Source organism: Novosphingobium sp. fls2-241-R2A-195 (assembly GCF_030209485.1).
In the GTDB taxonomy this organism is placed as follows: Bacteria; Pseudomonadota; Alphaproteobacteria; order Sphingomonadales; family Sphingomonadaceae; genus Novosphingobium; species Novosphingobium resinovorum.
The window spans coordinates 77011-100236 of sequence record NZ_JARVRY010000017.1; the positions used below are offsets into that span (position 1 = coordinate 77011).

The window sequence follows — 23226 nt, forward strand, 5'->3', positions numbered from 1 at the left end:
AAATCATGGGAGGCAATCCGCCGCTGGGCGTCCTGTTTCACTGGCTTGGCGGCTTCGCCTCCGCCAGCTTCTACGTCCCCTACAAGCGCATCAAGTTGTGGTCGTGGGAGATATTCTGGCTTGCGGGCGGCATCTTCTCCTGGGCCATCGCGCCCTGGCTCTTCGCCACGCTGCGCACCGAGGACCTGCTCGGCGTATTGGCCGCCACGCCTTCGCGGACCCTGCTGTGGTGCTGGTTCTGGGGCGCGATGTGGGGTTTCGGCGGGCTGACCTTCGGGCTGACGATGCGTTATCTCGGGCTCTCGCTGGGCATGGCCGTGGCGCTGGGACTGACCACGGTGATCGGCACGATGGGACCGCCGATCTTCCACGGCACCATCGGCGAGATCGCCTCACGCCCCAGCGGGCAACTGACGCTGCTGGGCATTCTGGTGACGCTGGCGGGGATCGTCGTCGTCGCGCGGGCGGGCAGCGCCAAGGACAAGGACCTGGGCGGCAAGATTTCCGAGGGCGTGGCCGAGTTCGACCTTCGCAAAGGCCTGTTGATCGCGGTGTTCTCGGGCGTCATGTCGGGCTGTTTCGCCTGGGGCCTCGATGCCGGACAGCCGATCCGGGACCTGACGCTGGCGGCCGGGACCGATCCGTTGAGCCAAGGGCTTCCGGTGCTCTGCGTGGTGCTGGCGGGCGGCCTCACCACCAATGCGATCTGGTGCGCGATCCTCATCCGCCGCAACCGCAGTTTCGGCCAGTTCCTCGGCCGAGTGCCGACCGGGGAAAAGCCAAGGCTTCTGGTCAATTACCTGCTGGCGGCTCTGGGCGGCACCTTGTGGTACTTCCAGTTCTTCTTCTACACGATGGGCGAGAGCCAGATGGGACGCTACGGCTTCTCCTCGTGGACGCTGCACATGGCTTCCATCATCCTGTTCTCGACGCTCTGGGGCTTTGCGCTGAAGGAGTGGAAGGGCGCCAGCCTTCGTACGCGCACGCTGGTCTGGACCGGGATCGGCCTGCTCGTCGGCTCGACGGTGATCATCGGGGCGGGCAACATGATCGAGGCGGGGATGACCCCGTGAGCAGAAATGATGGCTCATGATCGAAAAGTCCGTCATAAGCCCGCGCATGGACCGACATAAAGCGACATAAGGTAGCCAATGCACTCTACGCAGCGTGAAAGCCTGATCCTCGAAGCGGTGGCGGCCACCGGGTTCGTGACGTATCGCGCACTCGAGGCACTTCTCGAAGCCTCGCCGGCGACGATCCGGCGTGACCTCACCCGTTTGGAGGAAGAGGGCCTGATCGTGCGCGTACACGGCGGCGCAAAAGCGCCGCAAGATCAGAAGGAGGAACGCGAAAGCGGGCTTTCAGGTACGCCGTTCGCCCAGTCGATCTTGCAAAACCTGCCTGCCAAGCAGGCGATTGGTCGTGCTGCGGCAGCGCTGTGCCTCCCCGGCGAAGGCATCATGATCGACGGGGGAACCACGACCTTGCAAATGTGCCCGCATCTAGCTGGGCTCGATTGCCAAGTGCTTACCAACTCGCTGCATATCGTCGATGCGCTCTTGCCGCAGGAGGGTACGCGGGTATTGCTTCCTTCAGGCACCGTATTTCGCGAACAGAACATTGTCCTGGCGCCGGCAGGAGAGGAATCGATGCCGCGCTTTCACGCTCCCAAGCTATTCATGGGAGCGGCCGCGATTGGCCCGCAAGGCGTGATGCAGCAGGATATTATCCTTGTCGCCGCCGAACGCAGCTTCATCAAGCGCGCGGAGACACTCATCCTGTTGATCGACAGCAGCAAATTTGTTTCGATCTCGGGTTCCATCGTCTGCGATCTTAGCGAAGTCGACGTGGTGATCACTGACAAGGGCGTTGATCGACAGGCTTTGGAAATGTTGGAGGATGCTGGGATCGAGGTAGTGGTTGCCTGAAAACGAGGATTGGTCTGTTCAACGCATCCGCTGATCGAAGGGAGCAACCTTCTGCAGCAAGCGTTGGCAAGGCTTTGTACGACAAGCGCATTTTGCCTTACTTCATCAGAGGTCTTATGCGCCCGTCGCGGGACGCAGTCAGAACTATTGAGCGAATGCCGCCCGCTCGGCGGCAATTTTCTTCAGCACGTCCTCGAACACCTCGACCGGCTGGCCACCGGACACAAGGTACTTCTCGTCGATGATGATCGCCGGGACGCTCGAGATCCCTCGCGAAGTTAGCGTCCGCGCTCGTGGTGTAATTTCCGGTGTAGATTGAGGCGATCGCATGGGTGGGGCATGCCCCACCCATGCGAATTCGATCTCGGTGGCCACCGGGCTCATCGGTAAGGTGGAGTTACCACACTTCACACGCCCACCGAGGAGTTGATCCCGATGACCGACGATAGATTACCGCTTGCCGAGCTGATGGCGAAGACCGGAGATGGAGATTTCCTGCGCACGATCGCCGAGAACGTATTACAGATCATCATGGAGGCCGACGTCGATGGCTTGGTCGGCGCCGGCCGGCACGAGCGTTCCGGCGATCGCACGACCTGGCGCAATGGCTACCGCGACCGCAGTCTCGACACCCGGCTCGGCACGCTCAATCTCAAGATCCCCAAACTGCGGACCGGCGCCTACTTTCCCGGCTTTCTGGAGCCAAGGAAGACCGTCGAGAAGGCGCTGGTCGCGGTGATCCAGGAAGCATGGATCGCCGGCGTCAGCACCCGGCGCGTCGATGAACTGGTGCAGGCGATGGGCATGACTGGCATCTCCAAGTCCTCGGTATCCAAGCTGTGCAAGGACATCGACGAGCGGGTCCACGCCTTCCTCAAGCGGCCGCTCGCCGGCGACTGGCCCTACCTCTGGCTCGATGCTACCTATCTCAAGGTGCGCGAGGGCGGGCGGATCGTCAGTGTCGCCGCGATAATCGCTGTGGCCGTCAACACCGAGGGCAAGCGCGAGATCGTCGGCCTGCACATCGGTCCTTCCGAAGCCGAGCCGTTCTGGTCGAGCTTCCTCAAGGACCTCGTCCGGCGCGGCCTGACCGGCGTGAAGCTGGTCATCTCCGATGCCCACGAGGGGCTCAAGGCGGCGATTACCCGCGTCATGGGCGCGACCTGGCAGCGCTGCCGCGTCCACTTCATGCGCAACGCCCTGGCCTATGTGCCCAAGGGCCAGAATACCGTCGTTGCCGCTGCAATCCGTCAGGTCTTCCTTCAGCCCGACCATGCCGCTGCGACGCAGGTCTGGCGGCAGGTCGCTGATCAGTTGCGCGCCCGCTGGCCAAAGCTCGGCGCTTGCATGGACGATGCCGAGCACGACGTGCTCGCCTACATGACCTTCCCCGAGCAGCACCGGGTCAAGCTCCACAGCACCAATCCGCTGGAACGCCTGAACAAGGAAGTGAAGCGCCGCGCCGATGTGGTCGGCATCTTCCCGAACGAGGACAGCATCATCCGCCTCGTCGGCGCCGTCCTGCTCGAGCAGAATGACGAATACCAGCTCCAGCACCGCTACATGCAGATCGAGGGCATGGCCGCCCTTGCCACACCAATGATCGAGGAGGCACAGCCGCTACAGATTACACCCAAGGCCGCCTGAAAATGCAGCCCAGTGGCCACACCCGATTTTACACCACATTGACGGACGCGACCCCTCGCGAACGCCAGAGTTCCTCGTCATCACGGACTGTCGCAGCGTACTCATCTCCGGCAAGGACTTCCGCCGCACGCGACATATCGAGGCCCGCAGCTGCCACCACATCCAGCAGAACCTCATGGAGCGAGACATTGACGCCTTGCGTGAAATACGCCTCGAACAGCGCGTGCTTGAGTTCGGATTGGCGGCCCTGTTCTCCCGCCCAATGCAACAGCCTATGTGCGTCGAACGTATTGTAGATACGGCTCTCGTCGTTCATCGCAATCGTGAAGCCGACACCTGCGGCCCGCTCCTGGATCGCCGCCCTGCTCGCGGCCGACTGTTCCGGCGTGGTGCCGTACTTCCGCGCAATGTGCTCGCGCAGGTTTTGCCCTTCGTTCTGCATGTTCGGGTTCAGTTCGAACGGCTGGAAATGAATGTCTGCCGAGACATCTCCCTCAAGCCGTTCAAGCGCTGCTTCCAGGCTCTTCAGACCGATGACGCACCAGGGGCAGGCGACATCGGACACGAAATCGATCTTGAGGTGCTGCGGCATGTTCAGGCGTTCCTTCAATCGGATGCATCGGCGTACCGTCGGACAGATAGGAACGATCGGGCGCATGACGAGAGGTACCCGCCATTTCCCCGATTAGCGCCGCGGCTCCACCGAGACGATCGCACGGCGATAGCTGGTCAGCGCCGGCGCGCGCCTGTCGCGCGCTTCGAGAATGATGTGGAAGCGGGTCGGCTCGGTCACCTCGGGCACCACGAAACGGGTCTCCAGAGGGTCGCCGCGCTGGAGTTCGACGCGCGGGCTGCGGTTGACCGCCTCGGCCTCGCGATACTGCCACCAGGTGTAGTCCACCAGGTCCCCGTCCGGATCGTGCGAACTGGCTGCGGAAAGGCGCACGGTTTCGCCCGGAAGGGCAGTCATTGTCACTGCTGTGACACCCTGAGTGCCGTTGAGTGCCAGTCTTGGTGCGTGATTTGCGCCCCTGAACGCGCTCTGCAGCGTCCACTGGATGCGCGCCGCGAAGTCGTTCTGGAACGCCTCGCGCCAGCGCCAGATCGTTGCCTTGTTGGTCTGGCGGACCTTGCCGTCGATGCCGGTGACGAGGTCGCTGGTGTCAGTCCAGATGCCGTCCCATTCGGAAACCTTGCCGTAGCGCCCGCCCCAGCTCCCGTAGTCGGGATGCTCGGGATCGCCGAGGCCGTTGGGCACGAGGTAGAGGAAGCTGGGCGTGTCCCCCTCCATGATGAACTCGTAGTCGGGATATAGCGAGCCGAGCGGGCCGATCTGCACATTCTCGCGCAGCCACTCCTTCGAGACCGTGGTGAAGTCCGGTCCGTCGAAATAGTACATCCGGTCGCCCGAGATGCCGCCCCAGGTCGACAGGTTGTAGTGCCGGTGCGCCGTGAGACTGACGATCCAGAACACGTCCGGGAACTGCCGCCGGACCCATGGCCCCGCGTTGTCCTGATCGGAGATCGAGTAGACGCGCAGCTTCGCCGCAAGGCGGGCCACTTCCTCCGGCGGGCGTGTCTCGCGCAGCGACCACAGCGCCTGCGCCAGATCGACCGCCCCGCCCCAGACGCAGATCCACACCGGGCGCGGGTCCGCCTTGTCGAGCGCGGCGACGATGGCGCGCGATCCCTCGGTATCCTTCCCCGCGCCGACGCCGAGCATCCCGTATTCAGGCCGCCCCGGCTTTACGCGCGCGCGCAATTGCGCGGCAGTAGGCCAACCCTGCGCATGGGCGCGCAAGTTGGGCAGCACCTGTTCGTAAGCATCGATGCGCTTGAGGATCTGCTCGGGATGGACGGAATCCTGCAGATGCCGCGAGGTCGAGGGCACCAGCGCCTCGACCTCGAATTCGTTGGTGTACAGCAGGAACCGCACCATCGATTCCATGTCGTCCGGGTCCGAGCCGATGTCCGTCAGGACGATCACGCGCGGCTTTCCGGCTTCCGCGACGCGGGACACCGGAGTGGCTTCTGCCAGCCCCGGCAACCCGAGCGCTGCGGCTGCGAGCAGAACCGGAGCAAGGCGCTTCATCACCATATGTCATCCCGAATGCCGAGAAGGGACCGGGTATTGCGCCCCGGTCCCTTCCATCGATGATCAGAAGCGGACGCGCACACCGCCGGAGAAGCGGCGCCCGGTCCTGCGATACTCCTTGGTGCGGTCCTCACTGACGGAGTAGATGAACTCCTTGGCGTCATTGAGGTTGAGCGCGTCGGCGAAGATCGTGAACTGCGGCGTCACTTCATAGGACAGTCCGGCATCGAGCTGGCCATAGGCGGCGAAGTATTCCGGCTCGCCGTTGCGGCCTGACGCTACCTGCAGGAAGTTATCCCGCCAGGTATAGGCCACGCGCGCCTGCAGGCCGTACTTCTCGTAGAACCCGACGAGGCTGTAGGAGGTCTTCGACAGGCCCTCCAGCCCGTAGGAGACACCCGCCACCTGGTTGGTGTAATTGGCGTTCGACTTGGTGTAGTTGAAGCTGGTCTGCACGCCCAGACCGTCGAACGGCGCGGGAAGGCCGGTGAAGGCCTGACGATAGCCAAGCTCGAAGCCCTTCACCGTCGCACCCTTGCCGTTGTCGGGCACGGTTACCTGGAAAGTCACCTGATCGACCAGCTGCGGCGTCGTCACCAGGGTCACGAAGGAGTCGATCTTCTTGTAGAACGCGGCCGCCGACAGCAGCGAACTCGCGTTGAAGTACCACTCCACGCCGGCCTCGATCTGCTTGGCGCGGAACGGCTGCAGGTCAGGGTTGCCGCGGCTGATCGTCTCGTTGCCGGGGTTGGTCTGGATCGACTGGCGCGGCGACAGGTCCGTCAGCGTCGGGCGCGTCATCACCTTCGAGGCGGCGAGGCGCAGGATGAGGTCGTTGGTCGCCTCCAGCTTGATGTTCACCGAGGGCAGCCAGTCGTTGTACTTGCCCTTGAAGCCTACCGGAACGACCGGCGAGACGACGATGATGTTCTGCCCCTGCCCGTTCGGCTGCGCGCTGAGGACCGTGCGCGATGCGCCGGTCGAGGTATAGGTCGTCCCCTCATAGCGAAGACCCGCGTTGATCGTCAGCGGCATCGAGCCCAGCGAGGTGCGGAAGTTGGCCATGACGTAGCCGATCTTCACCTTCTCATCGACCACCGAAGAGGCTGAAGGCGAGAAGACCGCCGGGTTGAACGCAATGCCGTCCTCCGCCGCGAACTGGTCGATCACGCTCACCAGCTGCTGCGGGCTGTAGATCACCCAGTCGCGGATGATGTTCGAAGGACCGCCACCCTGGAAGAAGTTGCGGTTGGTGGGCTGGAACAGATAGCCCGGAAGCACACGGTCAGAGCCGCAGTAGGCGCACTGCTCACCGAAGGGCATCTCGTCCCCGGTCAGCGTCTTGGTGCGGCGCGAGTACATGCCGCCGGCGAAGAGCGTCAGGTTGGACGTCGCCTCCCATTCGTTGTCGAAGCGATATTCCTCGATCTTGTCGTCTACGTCGGTGCCGCCGCCCCAGATGTAATAGTGCGCGGTGATGCCGTCGGGGCTGGTCGCGGCGTTGGGGTAGGTCGGACTTGAGAAGCCATATTCGTAGATCGGGCTGCCGGAGCGGCGATCGAACCAGAGGTCGATGTTCTTGCGCCGGATCGTGGTGAAGAGGTTGTCCTCCTTGCCGCGCCGTTCCGCTTTCGAGCGAGAGGCGTCGAAGCGCATCTTGAGCGTCTCGGTCGGCTTCCATTCGACGTTGGCGCCGAACTGGTTGGTCATGACCTTGCGGTGGTCGTACTGCAGGATCTGGTCGACGAAGCCGCCCTGATAGCGCTGATAGACCGCCTCCTGGCCTTCGACCACCTGCTCCACCAAAGTACCGCCGGAGAAGTCGTAGGAGAGACCGGTCTGCTGCTCCTTAAAGTCAGCCTTCGAATAGAGCCCGTCGAGCGAGACGGTCAGCGTCTCGGTCGGGCGGAACTGCAGCGAACCGGAGAAGCCGTAGCGCTTAAGGTTGCGCTCGAAGAAGAACGGCGACAAGTTCGAAGGCATCGAGACCCGCGTGAACGGTGCCACGTCCGGGCCGATGCGCGCGCCGGGAACGCCGCCTGCATTGTAGTAGGAATCGGTGCTGGAACGATAGACGTGGCCCGCGCCGATAGTGAATTCGTCGTTGCGGGTCTGGCGCTCGGTATAGACCGCCGAAAGCGAGATGCCGAGGGTCTTATCGGCATTGCGCCAGGAGGCCACGCCCGAGATTTCCGGGTTGAACTTGTCGGCCAGTTCCGCCCACATCTGTCCGGCCGATCCGGCGAACGAGAATTCGTCCTTCTGGTCGATCGCGCGCAGGGTCTTGACGTCTACCGTCGCGCCGATCGAGGCGCCGTTGATGTTGGCCTGCGGTGATTTGTAGACGTCGGCCCCGGCGATGATCTCGGACGGCATGACGTCGAACGAGAACTCGCGGCCGTTGTTGTCGGTCGCCAGCGTGCGGCCGTTGACGGTCACCGCGTTGAACTTCGGCCCGAAGCCGCGAACGGTGATGTAGCGGCCCTCGCCCCGGTTGCGCTCGATGGTGACGCCGGCGATGCGCTGAAGCGATTCCGCGACGTTCTGGTCCGGCAGCTTGCCCAGGTCCTCGGCGACGATCGAGTCCACCACCGCAATGGAATCGCGCTTGATGTCGATCGAAGCCTTCTGGCTGGCGCGGATGCCCGCGACAATGATGACGTTCTCCGCATCGACGGCTTCCGACGCCCCGGTATCAGCCGCAGCTTCTTGAGCCTGCGCGCTTGTTGCCAGCGCTAGCACCGATGCAGCTGAAAAAAGCAGCGCCGTCGTGGCCGCGCTGCGAAGCCTTCCCTCCTTGGACATTTCGACTCTCCCTCGAAATTCTTTGCAGGCGTTATGACCTGCCAAAGATCATGTGTCAAACTACATCATACGTATTATGAATTATCGCACCGAGCGGATCGGCAGTACGCAGAGCGCCGAGGCGAACACGAAGACGACGGCGGCGATGAAGATCGCGCGGTAGTCCCCGCCGAACACGCCAAGCAGCGCCGCCGCCATGACCGGGCTGATGATCTGGGGTATGTTGACGGCAGTGGTGAGCACGCCGAGGTCCTTGCCCTCGTCACCCAGCGCCGCCTTGGGCAACACTTGCGTCATCAGGGCCATGTCGATCGACATGAACATGCCGTAGCCCACGCCGATGACGGCCGCGTATACCCACATCCCCGCCATCGAGGGCGCGACCAGCGGCGCCACCATTGCCGCGCCCATGATCAGGCTGCCGCAAATTACGAAGGGCTTGCGCCGCTGCCAGCGGTCGGAAAGCCAGCCCGAGACGAGCGAGGAGCCCACCAGGCACACCAGCGTCACCATCGCCATGTTGGCGATCGCGAGGTTGGAGGCGCCGTCCGCCAGCCCGATGTAATCGCGCAGGATGTAGAGCAGGTAGGCGGCGACCGCCTGATAGCCCATGTAGATCGTGAAGCGGCTGGCGAAGGCCCACGCAAAGTCGGGATGTTCGCGCGGACTGATCCAGAAGCTCTTCAGGAACGCGCCCCAGTGCACGGGACGGCGCGGCTGGGTGTCGCTGGGCGGCTCGCGGTTGAGCGCCACGAAAGCCACGCACGACGCGGCGATGGCGCCCGCGAACAGGCCATAGGCCAGCAGCCGCTCCGACGCGAGGTAACCCGCGACGACAGTGCCCGCAGTCAGCCCGGCGGTCATCCCCGCGCCGACAATGCCGGAGACACCGCCGCGCGTCTCGGGCGCGAAGCGGTCGGCGATCAGCGTCGTCATCGCGGGCTGCATCGAATTGTAGGCAACCGCCGCCATGACCCACAGGACCATCAGCGACCAGAACCCGGTCGTCCACGACACCCCGAACAGGCACGCCGATCCGACCAGCGAACCGATCGCGATCCACGGCGAGCGCCGCCCCCAGCGGCTGCGCGTACGGTCCGACAAGGCGCCCGCGATGGGCGTTGCCAGAGTCGAGAAGATGGAAGTGATCGCAAAGAGCAGCGCCAGGTTGTTCTCCTTCGAGCCCGGCGAAAGCTCGGCAATCTGGTTGGGCAGCAAGACCCCCAGAACGCCGCTGTAGAGCGCCATCAGCAGGAAGAAGTTGACCATCAGCGAGAGTTGCAGCCGCCAGCGCGCGCGACCCTCAACCCAGGCAGGTTCGGAAACGCCGCCGTGCATCACTCTGCAGCCCGCCGCATTTCCGGCACCAGCCGCAGCCCCGCGTCCGCCGGGCGGCGATGCGGCCCGCCGCGCTCACCCCAGCCGATCGAGGCCACCGCGTCGGCGACCGCAGCCTCGTCGATCTCTATGCCGAGGCCCGGACGGTCGCCCAGCACGATGCCGCCCTCTGTGATCCGCTGGTCCACGTCGAACCCGGTGGGAAAGGCGAAATCCTGCACCTCGATGCCGATCATGTTCGGCACCGCCGCCGCCGCGTGCGCCACCGGGTTGGCGTTGTAGGCCACCGGCGAGACCGGCAGCCCCCGCGAATGCGCGGCCATGGCCACGCGCAGGAAATGGGTGATCCCCCAGACGCTGCCCGCCTGCACGATATCGACCGCGCCCGCATCGAACAACGGCGCGTACTGCTCCAGCCCGGTCAGGTTCTCGCCGGTCGCCACCGCCGTCTTTGCGGCGCGGGCGATCCGCGCATGGCCCGCCGCATCCCAACGACGGACAGGTTCCTCAATCCAGGTCAGGTCCACGCGCTTCGCGATCTCGGCAAGGTGGCGGATCGCCTGCTTGGTGTTCCACGCCTCGTTGACGTCGAGCATCAGCGCGGGCCGGCTGGTATTGCGCGAGAGAATCTCGCGCGCCGTTTCCAGCCGCGCGATGTCGCGGTCGAGATCGCGCCCGCCCTTGATCTTGGCGGCGGTAAAGCCACGCTGCGCCCACTGTCCGTAGTGCGCAGCGAAGGCGGCATCGTCGAGGCCGTAGCACAGGCCCGAGGCATAGCCCGATACGAACCGGTCGCCCGCGCCCAGCGTACGCCACAGCGGTTCCTCGGCCATCTTCGCTTTCAGATCCCATAGTGCCATGTCGATCGCCGCGATCGTGCCGAAAGTAGCCCCGGCATGGCCGCTCTTGAACACATGCGAGAGCATCGCGTCATAGAGCGTCGTAACGCCGCGCGGGTCCGCGCCCTCGACGGCGGGGAACAGCCGGTCGATCTCGCGGTGCGAACCCAGGCCGATCCCGGTCAGTCCGCCGTCCGTCTCCAACAGCAGCACCGGCACTTCGGTAATGCCCGATTCGACGATTCCGTTGACGTCACCCACCGGGCGGAGCCAGTCATGGAATGCGGTAAGGCTGCGGTAGCCTGTGATCTTCATCCGGGTTTCCTCTGCCCCAAGCCCTGTTCGTAATTCGTATTATGTATGATCTATGTCGTTTGACAAGCCTTGACGTGCTCCGTCAAGTCGGTTCAGCGTGAATCAGGCGCGAACGATGCGCGTCACCATGATTTCACAAGGCGTCAAAAAGCATGCAGGACAAGGTAGTCGGCCTCGGAGCGCCCGCTAAGACACGGCGGCGTCCGCGCCTGGCCGAAGCGGTGGTGGAGGAACTGGTGAACGCCATCGTCACCGAAGTCTATCCGGCCGGCAGCGCACTTCCTCCCGAGAACATGCTGTGCGACCACTTCGGCGTCAGCCGCACCGTCGTGCGCGAGGCGACCACCGCACTCACCGAAAAGGGCCTCGTCGTCTCGCTGCAGGGGCGCGGTACCATCGTGCGCGAACAGGGCGATTGGAACCTCCTCGACCCGATGATCCTGGCGGCGCTGTTCCGGCGCGAGGACGGGCTGGCCTATCTCGACAACCTGCTGGAAATCCGCTCCTCGCTGGAGGCCTCGATGGCCGCCAAGGCCGCCCGGCGCGCGACGCCTGAAACCCGCGCGGAACTGAAGACCCAGATCGACAAGCTGGAGGCGCTGGTCGAGATGCCGGCCGCCTATGTGCATGAGGACGTGAACTTCCACGACGTCATCATGCGCATGTCGGGCGCACGGCTGAGCAAGGCGATCATCGACAGCATCCAATCGCGCGCGCTCAACACCCATGGCTATTCGGGGACGCTCAACGTCGAGCACGTACGCGAGACTCACGCCGCGCATCGCAAGGTCTACCAGGCGATCGTCGACGGCGATGCCGATGCCGCGGCCAAGGCAATGCGCGACCATATCGAATCGTCTTGGGCGCGCCGCCGGGCGAATGGGGCGCAGTGACGCCATCCCGGATTTGATCCGGGACGACGGGCGTATCTCCTAGTCCTGCTCCGACAGCGCGTAGATCCGTTCCATCTCCACCCACGTCGTATCCGGCGCGAAGGGTAGCGGGCGCTGGAACGTGCGCATCAGCGCGTCCCACGCCTGCACCTCCGGGTTGGCCGCATCGCGCGCCGCCTTGCCTTGCGGATCGGCGGCCAGCCCTGCGTCCTGCTCCATCATCATGAACAGGCGGTCTCCCACCAGCCATATCTGGAGATCGCGCACACCATCGGCGCGAATCGCTTCGGTCACCGCCGCCGGAGGGCCGCCCGGTGCGTGCCATTCCCGGTAGCGCGCGATCATCTCCGGCTCATCGACAAGGTCCACGGCAAAGCATCGGCGCACGATTTCAGTCATTCCACTCTCCCGGTTGACGCCCATCCTCTCCTTACGTATTCATCATACGTCTTACAAGATGGAGAGGGCAGGCATGGCCTTGCTGTATGGCGCCGAGCGGTCGAAAAGACACATCGCCGAGCGCACCGGATCATTGTCACAGTTCGCCGGGGTCCGGTTGATGACGCTGGGCGACGGCGTCGAGCGCGGGGTGCGCCTGCTGGAATTCCGCACCGGCTCGGGCCTGCGCTTTACCGTGCTGGTGGACCGCGCCATGGACATCGCCGAGTGCGACCACGCCGGGCGTGCGGTGGGCTGGCACTCGCCGTCCGGCTTCCGCAACCCGGCGCTGCACGATTACGAGGGCGAAGGCGGGCTCGGCTGGTTCCGCTCGATGTCGGGGCTGAACATCACCTGCGGCCTCGACCACATCCTGTTCATGCATGACGACCCGGCGGGCCATTACAACTACGGCCCGCGCGAAGTCGTCTCCTCCTCGCTCCACGGGCGCGTCGGCACGATCCCGGCGCAACTGACCGGCTACGGCGAGCGCTGGGAGGGCGATGCCTGCATCTTCTGGGCCGAGGGCATCGTGCGCCAGTCCACCGTCTTCGGCGAAGACCTGCACCTCATCCGCCGCATCGAGGCGGACCTCGGCGGCGACGAAATCCGCATGACCGACCGGGTGGTGAACCACGGCTTCTACACGACGCCGCACATGTACTGCTACCACATCAACGTCGGGCATCCGGTGGTGGCAGAAGGCGCGCGCTACGTCGCCCCGGTGCGCGAGGTGCTCTGGGCCGCCCACGCGGACGACTATCAGAAACAGGGCGTCGGTTATCGCACCCTGCCCGCGCCGATCGTCAACTTCCACGAACAGGTCTGGCAGCACGACATGGCCCCTGATGCGACGGGCCGCGTCGAGGTCGCGCTGGTGAACGAGGCGCTGGGCTTCGGCTTCTCCGTCACCACCCGCAAGGACCAGTTCCCCTGTATGTTCGAGTGGCAGAACCTCCACGCGGGCCACTATGCGGTGGGGATCGAGCCCTCGACCAACCACGTCCTCGGCAAGGATTTCGCCCGCGAACGCGGCGAGCTGATCCTGCTCGAACACGGCGAGGAGCGCCGCTACGACACGGTGCTGCAGGTCTTGCCGGACAGCGCCGCCGTCTCCGCCGCCGTGGCGCGGATCGAGGGCGTCATGCTGCAGCCGCAGGAAGAATATCCCGCGCCCACCGGCAATTATCCCGTGATCGGAGGCCGCGCATGAAAGGCCGCACCGTCCTCTACACCGGCGCGGCGGGCGGGCTCGGGCTCGATACCACGCTGCTGCTGATCGAGCGCGGCGCGCATGTCATCGCGCTCGACAACGACGATGCGAAGATCGCCCGCCTCTCCGCCGCCGCTGCCGGCAAGGGGCCGGGACAACTCACCGTCTCGCGCACCGATCTGTCCGATCTCGCCGCGCTGCGCACCATCCTGGACGCTCTGGCGCGGGAGCACGGCGGCATCGACGTCGTCATCAACAACGCCGCGATCTACCCCTCCAAACCCTTCGAGGACTACACGATCGAGGAGCACCAGCGGGTCCAGCGCATCAACGTCGACGCCGGGATCGTCGCGGTGCAGGCGGCGCTGCCGGGGATGCGCGCGAAGGGCTTCGGGCGAATCGTCAACGTATCGAGCATCACCATTTCGGGCGGGTGGGAGAACCTGTCGCCCTACGTCGCCTCCAAGGCCGCGCTGGTCGGCCTGACGCGGGCCTGGGCGCGCGAGTTCGGCGAATGGGGCATCACCGTCAACGCCATCGCCCCCGGCGCCTTCCCCACCGACGCCGAGACGATCCACCCCGATCCCGAGGGCTACAACCGCATGGTGCTGGACGCCCAGGCGATCAAGCGGCGCGGCACCGCGTCCGACATCGCCCACGCCATCGCCTTCTTCGCCGCCGACGAGGCAGGCTTCATCACCGGACAGACGCTGCACGTCAACGGCGGCTGGACCATGTCCTGAAGGACACGATCGACATGACAATCCTCAAAGGTATCCGCGTTCTCGACTGCTCGATCGCCATGGCCGGTCCCTTCGCCGCCCAGCGCCTCGGCGACATGGGCGCCGACGTGGTCAAGGTGGAGCCCACCAGCGGCGAATGGCAGCGCCATGCCTCCGCAGGCGGGGCGACGGGCAACAAGATCAACGTCTCGTTCCTCTCGCTCAACCGCAACAAGCGCTCGCTGGCGATCGACCTCAAGGCACCCGAGGGCAAGGCGGTGCTGCTCGATCTGGTGAAGGACGCGGACGTCTTCCTCCAGAACTACCGACCCGGCGTGGCCGAGCGCCTCGGCGTGGACTACGCGACGCTTTCCGCCATCAACCCGCGCCTCGTCTACGTCTCGATGTCGGGCTACGGAGAGGACGGGCCGTACCGCATGCTGCCGGGGCAGGACCTGCTGCTGCAGGGCATGTCGGGCGCGATGCTCTCGGCCGGAAGCGAAGGCACGCCGCCCTCCCCCGCCGGGCAGTATCTGGTGGACGCGATCGCCGCCTACAGCGCCTTCGAAGGCGCGCTGGCCGCGCTGTTCCACCGCGAGCGCACCGGCGAGGGGCAGCTGGTGCAGGTCAACATGCTCGACGCGATCACCACCATCCAGATGCAGGAGCTGTCGGTCTTCACCGTCGGCAACAAGCCGCAGGCCCGCTCGGCCGAGCCTCACGCGCACAGCTACATCCGCTCGCCCTACGGCGTGTTCCAGACGGCGGACGGCTACATGACGCTGGCGATGGCCCGCTTCGACACGCTGGCGCGCGAACTGGACGACCCGTTCTTCGCCGACATGGAAGAGGAACGCGAAGGCTGGACCCGGCGCGACGAAATCTTCGCCCGCCTGCGCGAACACCTGATCCGCCAGCCCACCGCGCACTGGCTGGACAAGTTCCGCGCCGCCGACATCTGGTGCGGGCCGGTCTATGGCTACGCCGACCTCGTCGACGACCCGCAGATCAAGCATAACGGCACCTTCGTCGAGTACGACCACCCCACCGAAGGCCGCGTGAAAGTGCCCGGCTTCCCCATCCGCTTCTCCCGCACGCCCAGCGCCATCACACGCGGCGCACCGCTGGTTGGCGAGCACAGCGAGGCCATACTGCGCGAAGCGGGCCTCGGGGCAAAGGACATCGCCCAGCTCATCGAATCCGGCGTTGTGCGCCAGCACGCATGAGTACGCCCGCCTATCGCGGCCTCACCTGGGACCACCCGCGCGGCTACCGCGCGTTGGAGGCTGCTGCCGCCATCGTCGCGCCTACGCATGGCCTGTCGATCGCCTGGGATCGCCATCCGCTGGAAGGCTTCGAGTCCCACCCGATCGCCGACCTTGCGCAGCGCTACGACCTCATCGTCCTAGACCATCCCCATGTCGGCGAAGCGGTGGCGCACGATTGCCTGCTTCCGATGGAACAGGTGATCGGCGCGGATGCCGTGGCGGCGCTGGAACCGGCAGCCATCGGCCCATCATTGGTCAGCTATCGCTATGGAGGCCAGCACTGGGCCTTGCCGCTCGACGCGGCCAGCCAGGTCATGGCCTATGCCCCGGCGCGCGTGGGAACCCCGCCCCAGACCTGGGAGGAAGTGAACGCCCTCGCCTCCCGCGAGCCGGTGGCGCTTTCGCTCTCCGGCCCGCATGCGGCGCTGACCTTCCAGTCCATCGTCGCCTCGCTGCACGCGGGAGGCAGGCCGGAAGAACGCTTCGTCGATCCCCACACGGGCCGCGAGGCTTATGAACTGATGGCCCGGCTGACCGGCGATGCCACGCGCGCGCGCATCGACCAGAACCCCATCGCGCTGCTCGAAGCACTGTCGAACGGGGAAGACATTGCGCTGGTGCCGCTGGTCTACGGCTACGTGAACTATGCGAGAACTGGCGTCGCCTTTGCCGATGCGCCACGCGGACCGGTCGGGATCGGCTCGATCCTCGGCGGCACCGGCGTCGCCGTCTCGCGCCGCTGCGCGGTGACCGACGAACTGCGCGCGCATCTGCTTTGGCTCATGAGCGAAGAGGCGCAGACGGCGTTCATCCCCGCTCACGAAGGCCAGCCCGCACTGCGCGCAGCCTGGGCCGACAGGCAAGTCGATGCCGCGTGGAACGGGTTCTACTCCAGCACCCGCGCCACGCTGGAAGCGGCCTCGCTGCGTCCGCGCCACGACGGCGCCATCGCCTTCCAGACCGAGGCTTCCGCCCGCCTGCGCGAAGGTCTCCTTGCGCAAGAGCCCGCCGCCACCGTCCTCGCCGGGATCGAGGCCGCCTATACCCGCCATCACACCCGAGGAACCGAGACATGAGCGCCAACTTGCGCTTCGACATCGCCGCCCACGTCGCCACCATCGTGCTGGACCGCCCGGAAAAGCTTAACGCCATGACCCCGGACATGGCCGAGGCGCTGGTCGCCGCCGTCGCCACCTGCAACACCTCGGACGACGTGCGCGTGGTCATCGTGACCGGCGCCGGCGAGAAGGCGTTCAGCGCGGGCTCCGACATCTCGGGGCTCGATGCCTACGCGACGCCCTGGGACTTCCGCAACCGGCAGGACTATTGCGACGCCCTGCGCGCCTGCCGCAAGCCGGTGATCGCCGCGATCAACGGCTATGCGCTGGGCGGCGGGCTGGAGACGGCAATGGCCTGCGACATCCGCATCGCCTCCGCCAACGCCCGCTTCGCGGCGCCCGAAATCAAGCTGGGCTGGATCGGCGGCGGCGGCATGGCGGTGGGCCTGTCGCATTCCATCGGCATGTCGAACGCCGCGCTGATGCTCTACACCGGCGAGATGATCGACGCCGCGCAGGCCGCCGCCTGGGGCCTCGTCAGCGAAGTGACCGAGTCCGCCGCGCTGCTCCCCCGCGCCCGTGAGATCGCCTCACAGATCGCCGCCCGCGCCCCGATCGCGGCGGAAACCGCCAAGCTCAACTTGCGCGCCGCGCACCAGATGCCTTACGAAAAGGCCATCGAGTACGAGCGCGACCTGCAGGCCATCTGCTTCGCCACCGCCGACGCCGCAGAGGGCCGCGCCGCCTTCGCCGAGCGCCGCGCGCCCGTGTTCCGGAGACGCTGAGCCATGGACCTCTCGCCCGCCGCGATCCTTCCCGCCGATCCCGAAGCCCTGCTGTTCGGCCGCGTCTGGCGCCCCGATGTGAGCGGCCCTTCGCTGGTCCGTGTCGATGGCGAGCGCCTGACCGACGTGACCCGCGCCTTCCCCACCGCACGCGACTTGTGCGAGGCACCCGATCCCGCAGCAGCTCTGCGCGCCGCCGAGGGCGAGGACATTGGCCCCCTCGCCGCGATCCTCGCCAACACCGACCCGGCGGTGCGCGATCCCGCGCGGCCCTGGCTGCTCGCGCCGGTCGACCTGCAGGCCGTGAAGGCGGCGGGCGTCACATTCGTCACCTCCATGCTGGAGCGCGTGATCGAGGAGCGCGCCCGCGGAAATCCCGAGGCCGCCGCCGGTATCCGCGCGCAAGTCCGCGACCTCGTCGGCGACGACCTGCGCGCCCTGCGCCCCGGTTCGGCCGAGGCCGAGACGCTCAAGCAGGCGCTGATCGCGGCGGGGGCATGGAGCCAGTACCTCGAAGTCGGCATCGGGCCGGACGCCGAGATCTTCACCAAGGCGCAGCCCATGGCCAGCGTCGGCGCGGGGTCGGAAATCGGCGTCCACCCCGCTTCCACCTGGAACAATCCCGAGCCCGAAGTCGTCCTGGTGATCGCCTCGAGCGGCGCAATTCTGGGGGCAACGCTGGGCAACGACGTCAACTTGCGCGACGTCGAGGGGCGCTCCGCGCTGCTGCTCGGCAAGGCCAAGGACAACAACGCCGCCGCTGCGCTGGGGCCTTTCGTGCGCCTGTTCGACGGGGGGTTTGACCTCGCATCGGTGGAGACCCTAAGCCTCACGCTCACGGTAACCGGAGAAGACGGCTTCGACATGCAGGGACGCTCGGAAATGCGCGAGATCAGCCGCCCTCCGGCGGATCTCGCGGCGCAGGCGCTCAACGTGCACCACCGCTATCCAGACGGACTGGCGCTGTTCCTCGGCACCCTGTTCGCGCCGACTCAGGACCGTGACGAGCCGGGGCGCGGGTTCACGCACAAGCCCGGCGACGTGGTGCGGATCGGCTGTGCGCAGCTGGGCACGCTGGTCAATCGCGTGGCGTCCACAAGTGCCTGCGAACCCTGGACTTTCGGCCCCGGCGCGCTGATGCGCAATCTTGCGAGGCGCGGACTGCTGTGAGCGACAGGCCCAGGATCCTGCTTACCCGCCGCTGGCCCGAAGCCGTCGAGGCACGGTTGCAGGCGCGGTACTCAACGGCACTCAACGGCACCGACAGGCCGCTTAGCGAAGCCGAACTGGCACAGGCGATGCGCGACTACGACGCGGTATGCCCCACCGTGACGGACAAGGTGACGCGCGCGGTGCTGACCGTCGAGGGACGCCGCGCCGCGATCATCGGCAACTACGGCGCCGGCTTCGAACACATCGATCTTGCCGCCGCGCGCGAGCAGGGCATCGCCGTCACCAACACGCCCGACGTGCTGACCGAGGCCACCGCCGACATCGCCCTGACCCTGCTCCTCATGGCCAGCCGCCGCGCGGGCGAAGGCGAGCGTGAACTGCGCAGCGGGGCATGGGCCGGCTGGCGGCCGACGCACCTTGTCGGGCAGTCGCTTTCGGGCAAGCTGCTCGGCCTCGTCGGCTTCGGGCGGATCGCGCGGGCCACCGCGAAGCGGGCCGAGGCGTTCGGCATGCGCATCGCCTACCACAGCCGCCGCCCCGCGCCCGACATGCCGTCCGAAGCCTACTTCGCGGACCTCGGCGACCTTGCGGCGCAGGCCGACATGCTCTCGCTCCACGCGCCCGGCGGGCCGGAGACGCACCGCATGGTCGATGCCGCGCTGCTCGCCCGGATGCCCGCCCATGCGGTGCTGGTGAACACCGGACGCGGCACCCTGATCGACGAGGCGGCGCTGGCCGAGGCTCTGGCCGCGCGCCGCATCGCCGCCGCCGGGCTCGACGTCTACGAGGCCGAGCCGAACGTGCATCCCGCGCTGGTCGAACTGCCCAACGTCGTGCTGCTACCCCATCTGGGCAGCGCCACGATCGAGGCGCGCACGGCGATGGGCATGAAAGTCGCCGACAACCTCGACCGCTTCTTCGCCGGGGAACCGCTGCTTGACCCCGTCCTCTGAGCGCATCCTGGCCGCCGTCCGCGAATGGCTGGAGGAACGCCGCGACGGCCCGCTGATCCTCGGTCTGTGCGGTTCGCAAGGGTCGGGCAAATCGACGGCGGCCGAGGCGCTCAAGGCCGCGCTGGACGCGCAAGGGCATCGCGTGGCGATCCTCTCGCTCGACGATCTCTACCTCGGCCGCGCGGCGCGCGCGCAATTGGCGCGCGACGTTCATCCGCTGTTCGCGACGCGCGGGGTGCCCGGCACGCATGACGTGGCGCAAGGGATCGCGCTGCTCGATGCGGTGCTGGCCGCCGCGCCCGTAACCCTCCCCCGCTTCGACAAGGCGCACGACGAGCCTGCCCCCGAAGGCCAGAGCGTGCCCGCCGCCCTCGACCTGCTGATCTTCGAGGGCTGGTGCGTCGGCGCCCGCCCGCAGGACAGCGCCGCGCTGGCCGCCCCGGTCAACGCCCTCGAACGCGAGGAAGACCCGCAGGCGGTCTGGCGCACCGCCGTCAATGCCGCGCTGTCCGGCCCCTACGCAGACCTGTTCGCCCGGATCGACCGCCTCGTCCTGCTCGCCGCGCCGGGCTTCGAGGTCGTGCGCGGCTGGCGCGGCCAGCAGGAAGACGCGTTGCGCGCCCGTACCTCCGCCACCGAAACCCGCGTCATGGACGGCGCGCAGCTCGACCGCTTCGTGCAGCATTACGAGCGCCTGACCCGCCACATCCTTGCCGAGATGCCCGGCCGCGCCGACCTCGTGTTGCACCTCGCACCCGACCGATCCCTGAGGGAACCCGCATGATCGTCTCCTCCCCGCTCGACTTTCGCGAAGCCGCGCGCCGCCGCCTGCCGCCGTTCCTGTTCCACTACCTCGACGGCGGGGCCTTCTCCGAAGAGACGATGGAGGCCAACCGCACCGCGCTGAAATCCGTGCGCCCGCGCCAGCGCGTGCTGCGCGATGTGTCCGCGCTCAGCCTCGAAACCACGCTGCTGGGCGAGAAGCTGGCGATGCCGGTGCTGCTCGCGCCGATCGGCCTTGGCGGCATGATGCGGCGGCGCGGCGAGTTGCAGGTGGCGCGCGCCGCCCGCGCCGCGAACGTGCCCTACATCCTCTCCACCGTCAGCGTCTGCCCGCTGGCCGACGTGATCGCCGCCAGCGGCGCGCCGATCTGGTTCCAGCTCTACGTGCTCAAGGACCGGGGCTTCATGCGGCATGCGCTGGAGCGGGCGCAGGCGATGGGGGTGACCAAGCTGGTCTTCACCGTCGACATGCCGCTGCCCGGCGCGCGCTACCGCGATGCCCACTCGGGCATGAGCGGCCCGGCCGCCCCGCTGCGGCGGATGCTGCAGGCCGTCACTCACCCGCGCTGGGCCTGGGACGTGGGGCTGCTCGGCCGTCCGCACGACCTCGGCAACGTCTCCGACTATCGCGGCAAGCCGACCGACCTTGCCGACTACATCGGCTGGCTGGGCGCCAACTTCGATCCGTCGATCACTTGGTCCGACCTCGAATGGATCCGCGAGTTCTGGCAGGGCGAGATGATCGTCAAGGGCGTGCTCGACCCCGAGGACGCGCGCGACGCGGTGCGGCTGGGCGCGGACGGGGTGATCGTCTCCAACCACGGCGGCCGCCAGCTCGACGGCGCCCTCTCCACCGCCGAGGCCCTCCCTGCCATAGCCGACGCGGTGGGCGACAAGCTGACCGTGCTGGTCGACGGCGGCGTGCGCACCGGGCTCGACGTGGTGCGGATGCTGGCGCTGGGCGCGGACGGCGTGCTGCTGGGCCGGGCGTACATCTACGCGCTGGCGGCTGGCGGAGAGGCCGGGGTGGCGAAGCTGCTCGACCTTATCGCGCAGGGCATGAAGCTGACCATGGCGCTGAGCGGGGTAACCTCGGTGGATGCGATCGGGCGCGACATGCTGATATAAGCCCCCCACCTCGTCATTGCGAGCGCAGCGAAGCAATCCAGGGCAGTCTAGTGCGCCCTGGATTGCTTCGCTGCGCTCGCAATGACGGCAAGGTGTTGATCTCAAATTCGGCGGTTCGAGCGCCCTTCTGCGGGTAAATTCCCTTCACAACGGCTTGGCACCTCCATCAGTTTATGTAATACATCATACAACATAATTTGAGGGAGCAGGACGTGAACCGCGTGATCGAACGGGCGGAGTTCAGCCGCCGCGCCGTGACGCTAGGCATGGGCGCGGCCTTCGCGATGAGCGCGGCGCCGGTGCGCGCCACAGGGGCCTTGACCGGCTTCCACGACGTTCGCGACCACGGCGCGAAGGGCGACGGCGCTGCGATCGATTCCGATGCCTTCAACCGCGCCATCGCCGCCGCGAGCAATGCGGGCGGCGGCACCGTCGTCGTCCCTCCGGGGCATTACCTGTGCTTCTCGATCCGCCTGCGTAGCCATGTCACCCTGCTGCTGATGCCCGGCAGCGTGATCGAGGCCGCCGACCCGCGCCGCCACAAGGGCGCCTACGACTTGCCCGAGGGCGTCTACGAGGAACAATACGTCGATTACGGCGTCGCCCATTTCCGCAATGCGCTGATCTCGGGCATCGACCTGACCGACGTGGCGATCATCGGGCGCGGGCTGATCCACGGCCTCGGCCTCGACCGCGAGGGCCCCGCCCCGCGCTGGCACGGGATCGAGGGGTGGAAGTCGCCGAAGGAACTCGGCCTCTCGCCCGATGCCGCCCGCCGCGCCATCCCGCGCGAGATGGCCTACGAAGGGCGCGGCAACAAGGCGGTGGCGCTCAAGCGTTGCCGGGGTGTCCTGCTGCGCGACTTCACGATCCTGCAGGGCGGCCACTTCGCCTGCTACGTGCTGGGATCGCGCAATGTCACCATCGACAACCTGACCGTCGACACCGACCGCGACGGCATCGACATCGACTGCTGCCGCGACGTGCGCGTCACCAACTGCGTGGTGAACGCCCCCAAGGACGACGCCATCGTCCTCAAGAGCAGCTATGCTCTGAACGAGCCGGTGTTCTGCGAGGAGGTATCCGTGATCGGCTGCAAGACCAGCGGCTACGATCTGGGCGCGCTGGTGGACGGCAGCTATCGGCCCTCCACCTACCGTTCCGTGGACGACGTCGGCGTGCTCGGGCGGATCAAGCTGGGCACCGATTCCGCCACGGGCTTCCGCAATATCCTGATCGCCGACTGCACCTGCGAGAACACGCGCGGACTGCAACTGGGCGCGATCGACGGCGGCGTGCTGGAGGACGTGACCTTCCGCGACATCAACTTGCGCAATCCGGTGAACCATCCGATCTTCGTGCGCCTGGCCGCCCGCAACCGCGCGCCTCTGGGCAATGGCCCCTCGAAAGTGCGGCGCGTGCGGTTTTCCGGCATCAACGTCTCGGGCGCGCCCGGTCCTTATGCCTGCGGCGTGGTCGGCAACCCCGGCGCACCGATCGAGGATGTGACTTTCGTGGATGTCCACGTCCGCTCGGCCGGCGGCGGCACGGGTGAGGATGCAGGCCGGACCATTCCCGAGCGGCCCGCCTCCAGCCTCGAACCCAGCTTCATGGGCGCATTCCCCGCGCACGGCCTCTATGTGCGCCATGCCCGCAACGTGATGCTCAAGGACGTGACCTTCGCGGTGGACGCGCCCGACGCGCGGCCCGCCGTGGTGTTCGACGACGTGGCGGGCGCGCTGGTGGACGGCCTGCGCTCCCCGCACGAGCCTGCCCGCGCGGTGCGCAGCGCCGCCAGCAGCGACATCGCGATCGGCGATGTGGCGAAACTCTCCTGAAGGACTG

The 23226-nt window shown here is 66.7% G+C and carries 21 protein-coding genes; 14 read left to right on the forward strand and 7 right to left on the reverse strand.

Annotated elements, in window-relative coordinates; translation table 11 throughout:
- Positions 1-5 precede the first annotated feature (5 nt).
- Positions 6-1073 carry an L-rhamnose/proton symporter RhaT gene (rhaT, locus tag QRN25_RS13840; protein ID WP_285019930.1) on the forward strand — a complete coding sequence of 356 codons (1068 nt, stop codon included), beginning with the start codon at positions 6-8 and terminating at the stop codon, positions 1071-1073.
- A gap of 78 nt (positions 1074-1151) precedes the next feature.
- Positions 1152-1928, forward strand: coding sequence for a DeoR/GlpR family DNA-binding transcription regulator (locus tag QRN25_RS13845; protein ID WP_271183038.1), 777 nt, complete (start codon positions 1152-1154; stop codon positions 1926-1928).
- A 144-nt stretch (positions 1929-2072) separates the two neighbouring features.
- On the opposite strand, the gene QRN25_RS26445 is transcribed toward QRN25_RS13845, so the two are convergent.
- Positions 2073-2303, reverse strand: coding sequence for a hypothetical protein (locus QRN25_RS26445; RefSeq protein WP_502910468.1), 231 nt, complete (start codon positions 2301-2303; stop codon positions 2073-2075).
- Between the two features lie 60 nt (positions 2304-2363).
- On the opposite strand from QRN25_RS26445, the gene QRN25_RS13855 reads away from it, so the two are divergent.
- Positions 2364-3575, forward strand: a complete 1212-nt coding sequence (locus tag QRN25_RS13855) for an IS256 family transposase (protein WP_059150834.1) — start codon at positions 2364-2366, stop codon at positions 3573-3575.
- Positions 3576-3603: 28 nt separating this feature from the next.
- Here the strand turns inward: QRN25_RS13855 and QRN25_RS13860 are convergent, their stop codons facing one another.
- The 5 genes from QRN25_RS13860 to QRN25_RS13880 form a co-directional block, all read right to left on the reverse strand.
- Complete coding sequence (locus QRN25_RS13860) at positions 3604-4167, reverse strand: DsbA family oxidoreductase (RefSeq protein ID WP_285019931.1); 564 nt, start codon at positions 4165-4167, stop codon at positions 3604-3606.
- A 93-nt stretch (positions 4168-4260) separates the two neighbouring features.
- Positions 4261-5667, reverse strand: coding sequence for a DUF1593 domain-containing protein (locus QRN25_RS13865; protein ID WP_285019932.1), 1407 nt, complete (start codon positions 5665-5667; stop codon positions 4261-4263).
- Between the two features lie 66 nt (positions 5668-5733).
- The gene (locus QRN25_RS13870) at positions 5734-8475 is read right to left on the reverse strand and encodes a TonB-dependent receptor (RefSeq protein WP_285019933.1); all 2742 of its coding nucleotides are present in this window, start codon (positions 8473-8475) and stop codon (positions 5734-5736) included.
- Between the two features lie 81 nt (positions 8476-8556).
- The gene (locus tag QRN25_RS13875) at positions 8557-9813 is read right to left on the reverse strand and encodes an MFS transporter (RefSeq protein WP_285019934.1); all 1257 of its coding nucleotides are present in this window, start codon (positions 9811-9813) and stop codon (positions 8557-8559) included.
- Positions 9813-10967: a mandelate racemase/muconate lactonizing enzyme family protein gene (locus QRN25_RS13880; protein ID WP_285019935.1), complete on the reverse strand. Its 1155-nt coding sequence runs from the start codon at positions 10965-10967 to the stop codon at positions 9813-9815. The genes QRN25_RS13875 and QRN25_RS13880 overlap by 1 nt, the downstream gene beginning before the upstream one ends.
- A gap of 152 nt (positions 10968-11119) precedes the next feature.
- Between QRN25_RS13880 and QRN25_RS13885 the strand changes: the two genes are divergently transcribed.
- Positions 11120-11860 (forward strand): FadR/GntR family transcriptional regulator, encoded by a 741-nt coding sequence (locus QRN25_RS13885; protein ID WP_285019936.1) that lies wholly within the window; start codon positions 11120-11122, stop codon positions 11858-11860.
- Between the two features lie 39 nt (positions 11861-11899).
- On the opposite strand, the gene QRN25_RS13890 is transcribed toward QRN25_RS13885, so the two are convergent.
- On the reverse strand, positions 11900-12259 hold the full coding sequence (locus QRN25_RS13890; RefSeq protein WP_285019937.1) for an L-rhamnose mutarotase: 360 nt from the start codon (positions 12257-12259) through the stop codon (positions 11900-11902).
- Between the two features lie 73 nt (positions 12260-12332).
- Between QRN25_RS13890 and QRN25_RS13895 the strand changes: the two genes are divergently transcribed.
- The 10 genes from QRN25_RS13895 to QRN25_RS13940 all read left to right on the forward strand — a co-directional run bounded on the left by QRN25_RS13895 (position 12333) and on the right by QRN25_RS13940 (position 23219).
- Positions 12333-13511, forward strand: coding sequence for an aldose 1-epimerase family protein (locus tag QRN25_RS13895; protein ID WP_285019938.1), 1179 nt, complete (start codon positions 12333-12335; stop codon positions 13509-13511).
- Positions 13508-14254: an SDR family NAD(P)-dependent oxidoreductase gene (locus QRN25_RS13900; protein ID WP_285019939.1), complete on the forward strand. Its 747-nt coding sequence runs from the start codon at positions 13508-13510 to the stop codon at positions 14252-14254. Before QRN25_RS13895 ends, QRN25_RS13900 begins: the two co-directional genes overlap by 4 nt.
- Positions 14255-14268: 14 nt before the next feature.
- Positions 14269-15459, forward strand: a complete 1191-nt coding sequence (locus QRN25_RS13905; protein ID WP_285019940.1) for a CaiB/BaiF CoA transferase family protein — start codon at positions 14269-14271, stop codon at positions 15457-15459.
- Entirely contained in the window at positions 15456-16577 is a 1122-nt protein-coding gene (locus QRN25_RS13910; RefSeq protein WP_285019941.1) for a type 2 periplasmic-binding domain-containing protein, read from the forward strand. Before QRN25_RS13905 ends, QRN25_RS13910 begins: the two co-directional genes overlap by 4 nt.
- Positions 16574-17344: an enoyl-CoA hydratase/isomerase family protein gene (locus tag QRN25_RS13915; RefSeq protein ID WP_271183050.1), complete on the forward strand. Its 771-nt coding sequence runs from the start codon at positions 16574-16576 to the stop codon at positions 17342-17344. The genes QRN25_RS13910 and QRN25_RS13915 overlap by 4 nt, the downstream gene beginning before the upstream one ends.
- 3 nt (positions 17345-17347) lie before the next feature.
- Positions 17348-18514, forward strand: coding sequence for a fumarylacetoacetate hydrolase family protein (locus QRN25_RS13920; RefSeq protein ID WP_285019942.1), 1167 nt, complete (start codon positions 17348-17350; stop codon positions 18512-18514).
- Complete coding sequence (locus QRN25_RS13925) at positions 18511-19470, forward strand: 2-hydroxyacid dehydrogenase (RefSeq protein ID WP_285019943.1); 960 nt, start codon at positions 18511-18513, stop codon at positions 19468-19470. Before QRN25_RS13920 ends, QRN25_RS13925 begins: the two co-directional genes overlap by 4 nt.
- Positions 19454-20254, forward strand: coding sequence for a kinase (locus QRN25_RS13930; RefSeq protein WP_285019944.1), 801 nt, complete (start codon positions 19454-19456; stop codon positions 20252-20254). Before QRN25_RS13925 ends, QRN25_RS13930 begins: the two co-directional genes overlap by 17 nt.
- Entirely contained in the window at positions 20251-21381 is a 1131-nt protein-coding gene (lldD, locus tag QRN25_RS13935) for an FMN-dependent L-lactate dehydrogenase LldD (protein ID WP_285019945.1), read from the forward strand. Before QRN25_RS13930 ends, lldD begins: the two co-directional genes overlap by 4 nt.
- A 212-nt stretch (positions 21382-21593) precedes the next feature.
- Positions 21594-23219 (forward strand): rhamnogalacturonidase, encoded by a 1626-nt coding sequence (locus QRN25_RS13940; protein WP_285019946.1) that lies wholly within the window; start codon positions 21594-21596, stop codon positions 23217-23219.
- The last annotated feature ends 7 nt before the right edge of the window (positions 23220-23226 follow it).